Genomic DNA, 4,105 nt, shown 5'->3' with positions numbered 1-4,105 from the left:
CCGGCGCCGGCCGCGCCGCTTCCGCCGGTCGAGACGTTGCCGGTCGGCGCAGCGGTGCAACTGCCGCTGCGGGCCGACGAATCGCGCCGTTTCGCGCTGCGGGACCCGGGCGCGCCGCTGCGGCTGCGCATCGTCGAGCACGGCGTCGACGTCACCGCCGAACTCGTCGCCGGATCTGCGCGGCTGCAATTCAGCGAGAACGATCTGCTGCGCCGCGGCGAGCATCGACTCGCGCTGGCCGAGGCCGACGGCCCGCTGGAATTGCAGGTGCGCGGTCCGCCGAAGGGCTCGCCCGACGGCGCGATAGAGCTGTCGCAGGAGACGTTGACGCCGGCCGCGGCGGCCGAGCCGCGCTTCCGCCTCGATCTGGACGAAACCGAACTCGCGCAGCGCCTGGCCGACCGCAAGCGCCGCCGCGAGCCGGCCGCGTCCGATCTGGCCGCGGAACTCTGCGCGAAGCGGCTCGCGCTGCAGGACGACGACGGCTATCTGCGCTGCGTGAGCCTGCACGAACGCCTGCTCGGCTGGCGATCGCAGCGCGAGGCGGCGATCGCCGCGCTCGAGCGCGCGCTGCCGGTCTGGCAGCGGCGCGGCGATCCGCACGGCCTGGCCACGGCGCTGAACAACATCGGCATGCACCACTACCACAGCGGCGACCTGGCGGGCGCCGTGGCGCCGCTGCGACGCGCACTGGCCGCGCTCGACGGCGTCGACGATCCGCTGCTGGAAGCGACCGTCCGCAACAACCTCTGTCTCAACAGCGCGCCGCGTGCGAGCAACGCCGACATGCGCCGCTGCTACGAGGATGCGCTGGCCCTGTCGCGGACCAGCGGCGACGCCCCGCGCATCGCCACGGCGCTGAACAACCTCGGCGGCGCTTACTGGGTGCTCGGCGAGGCCGACCGCGCCGAGGACTATTTCGAGCAGGCCGTCGCCGCCTGGAACGCGATCGATGCCACGCACCGCAGCGGCGACGCGTTGAACAACCTCGCGCTCGTGCAGCTCGGCCGCGGCCGCCTGTCCGACGCGGCGCGCGGCTTCGAACGCGCGCGCATCGCCTACGACAACGACACGTCGAGACTGGCGCTCGCGCTGCGCAACCAGGGCGGCGTGCAGCTGCTGCTCGGCGAGACCGCGCTGGCCGTGGATCTGCAGCAGCGCGCGCTGGAGCTCGTGCGCAGTCAGAACCGGCCGGACCAGATCATCGCGTCGCTCGGCCGACTGGCCGAGGCGCAGCTCGCCGACGGACAGGTCGCGCAGGCGCGCGCGTCGATGGAGCAGGCCGTCGCCGAAGCACAGAAGGCCGGCGGCCGGCCCGAACTGTCGGTCGAGAGCCGCCTGCGCGCGGCGCGCATCTATCGCCGCAGCGATGCGCCGGAGCAGGCGCTGGCCGCGGCGCAGCAGGCCTACGACGCGAGCGCCGGGCTCGAGCGCGGCAAGCTGCACGATCTCGCGGGCATCGAGCTCGCCCATGCGCAGCTGCAGCACGGCGACGCCGCGCTGGCCCGGCGCCTGAGCGAGGCGGCGTTGAAATCCCGCCAGCTCACGCCGCTGCAGCGCATCGAAGCGCAGGCCCTGCGCGCCGGCGCGCTGCGCGCGCAGGGCCGTCGCGGCGCGGCCGAAGCGGCCTATCGCGAGGCCATCGCCGAAGTCGATGAGGCCGGCTCCTACGTCTACGACCTGGAGCAGCGCGCTACGTTTCTGGCGAGCCAGCGCGACGCGCAGGTCGGCCTGCTGTCGCTGCTGATGGAAGACGTCGACGCTGCCGGCCGGCCGCGGCGTGCGGCCGATGCGCTCGCGCTCAGCGAACGCTTTCGCGCGCGGAGCCTGCGCGCGCGCCTCGACGCGATGCCGCTGCCGGCGGCGACCGACGCCGGCGCCGAGTCGCAGCGCGAGCGCACGCAGGCCCAGCTCTCGGCGCTCGCACTGAATCGCTGGAAGCTTGGCGAGGATGCGAACGCCGACGAAATGCGCCGCCGCATCGAAGCCGACATCCGCGCCGCCGAGGCCACCCTGCGCTCGCTCGACGCGGCCGCGGCGCCCGATCCGGCCGCGACCGTCGCCGGCGTGTCGCTGGCCCAGCTGCAGCGAGTGCTGCCCGAGGACACGAGTCTCGTCGTTTATCGCACCTTGCCGCAGGCCAGCTTCGCCTGGATCGTGCAGCGCGGCGCGTTCCACTCGACATCGCTGGCCGCGCAGGAAGTGCTCGCCGCGCGCGTGCAGGAAGCCCGCGTGAGCCTCGGCGCCGACGGCGCGGCGCCGGGCGCGGACTGGCGCGAAGCGCTGGGCCGCGCCTGCGCGGCGATCTGGCAGCCGATCGCCGCGCAGGTCGACACGCCGCGCGTGCTCGTCGTCGGCGACACCGCGCTCGACGGCCTGCCGTTCGCGGCGCTGCGCTGCGGCGAGACGCCGGGCTATCTGCTCGAGCATCACGAGATCGCGCTGCTGCCGGCGACCTGGCTGCTGCTGCGCCCGCCGCTGCGCGAGCTGCGCCCGGACTTCGCCGCGCTGCTGATCGGCGACCCGGTCTATGCGCGCGACGATCCGCGCCTGGGTCTCGCGCCCGTCGCGTCAGAGTCGGCGATGTCGCGGCGCGACGGTCCGGGCCGCCTGCGCGGCAGCGGCGACGAGATACGCCGCGTGCGCGAACGTCTCGGCGCCGAACGCAGCACCCTGCTCGCGGGCTTCGACGCGTCGACGGCGGCGCTGCAGTCAGGCCATGTGGAAAAATACGACATCGTACATTTTGCAACACATGGAACCGGCGACCGCGGCGGCGCCAGCGGCTCCGGCCTCGTGCTGTCGCTGTTCGACGCGCGGGGCAACGGCGTCGACGGTTTCCTGTCGGCGCGGCGCATCGGCGCGAGCCGCCTGCCCGCCGCGCTCGTCGTGCTCGGCGCCTGCGACACGGCGACCGGCCGCGCGGTGCAGGACGAGGGCACGTTCGGCGTCGCGTATGCGTTCCTGCAGGCCGGCGCGCGCCACGTCGTGGCGACGTTGTGGCCGGTCGACGACGCGGCCATGCCCGAACTCATGGACCGCTTCTACGCCGACCCGCGCCTCGCGGCGGAAAACCCCGCGCGTGCGCTGCGCGAGGCGCAGCTCGCGCTGCTGCGGCAATACCCCGCGGCCAATCCGGCGCTGTGGGCCGGCGTCGCCGTCTGGGGCTGGTAGCACGCCAGGTGAGATGTTGCGCGCGCTGCGTGCAGTAGGTTGCTGTCCCACAGGCAGCGCGCGGAAATTCCGGACGGACTCCGCCGCCTGACCGGCACGCTCTGCGACGGGCGCCGCGTGGCGGCTGCCCGGCACCTGCGCCTGGCTGCGGGACGAAACCGCTGCCGCAGTCTTCCTGCGGCCATTCCGTCATCGAAGCCGTGCACTAGGGGGCCCTCATGCCGCTGACCTCGTTCGAAAACAACATCTACCGGATCAACCACACCATCGACTATCCCGAAATCGTCTGTGTCGAGTACGAGGACACGATGGAAGTCGTCCTCGCGGTCGACCCCGTGACCAGCGAGAAGGTCATCGACGAGCTGAAGCTGACCAGCAACAACTCCGACTACGTCAGCGTCTGGAAGAATGCGACCGGCGTGACGTTCGATCCGCTGCACGACCAGATCACCGGCAACATCATGACCCCGGATCCGCCCGATCCGGTCACCAACGAAATCGCCTACCACAACCGCGCGTTCTGCCTGAGCCTGACCGGCAATCCGACCCAGCGCACCAGCACCATCCACTGCTTCATCAGCAAGACCATCGGCGGCGGCGGCGGCGATCCCGACGACGGCAGCTGGGCCGGCGACGTCGACTGAGCGCACGTGGCGCAGGCGGAGCCCGCAACGCCTGCGCCGTTCTCCAAGGGGGAAAGGTCATGATGTTGCTGAACCGGTCTGCCGCGCTGGCGGCGATGGTTTTCCTGCTCGCATCCTGCGGCGGCCGCATCGCGACACCGGCCGGCGCGCCGCCAGGACGGCCGGCGGTTCAGACGGCCGATGATCCGACGCACAAGCCGCTGGCCGACGGCGGCGAGCCGGCCGGCGCGCGTGCGGCCGACATCTGTGCACGGCCGCCCGACCATGTCGTCGAGGCGGCCGACAAG

3 protein-coding genes are annotated in these 4,105 nt (G+C 72.8%); all 3 read left to right on the top strand.

All coding sequences use genetic code 11. From position 1 onward, the window contains the following. The coding region (locus NON22_RS21120; protein WP_257388963.1) for a CHAT domain-containing tetratricopeptide repeat protein at nucleotides 1-3,174 on the top strand (3,174 nt) is incomplete at its 5' end. A gap of 218 nt (nucleotides 3,175-3,392) precedes the next feature. Then, nucleotides 3,393-3,818 carry a hypothetical protein gene (locus tag NON22_RS21115; protein WP_257388962.1) on the top strand — a complete coding sequence of 142 codons (426 nt, stop codon included), beginning with the start codon at nucleotides 3,393-3,395 and terminating at the stop codon, nucleotides 3,816-3,818. A 59-nt stretch (nucleotides 3,819-3,877) separates the two neighbouring features. Continuing rightward, nucleotides 3,878-4,105 (top strand): hypothetical protein (locus tag NON22_RS21110; protein WP_257388961.1); only part of this gene is annotated, 228 nt, incomplete at its 3' end.

Source organism: Tahibacter caeni (genome assembly GCF_024609805.1).
GTDB lineage: Bacteria > Pseudomonadota > Gammaproteobacteria > Xanthomonadales > Rhodanobacteraceae > Tahibacter > Tahibacter caeni.
The sequence above is the reverse complement of the archived record's forward strand: the minus strand, read 5'-3'. Positions and strand labels throughout refer to the sequence as shown.

What these genes read in the sequence shown, in the direction of transcription:
- NON22_RS21115 (WP_257388962.1), top strand. Translation starts at nt 3,393, where the DNA reads ATGCCGCTGACCTCGTTCGAAAACAACATCTACCGGATCAACCACACC.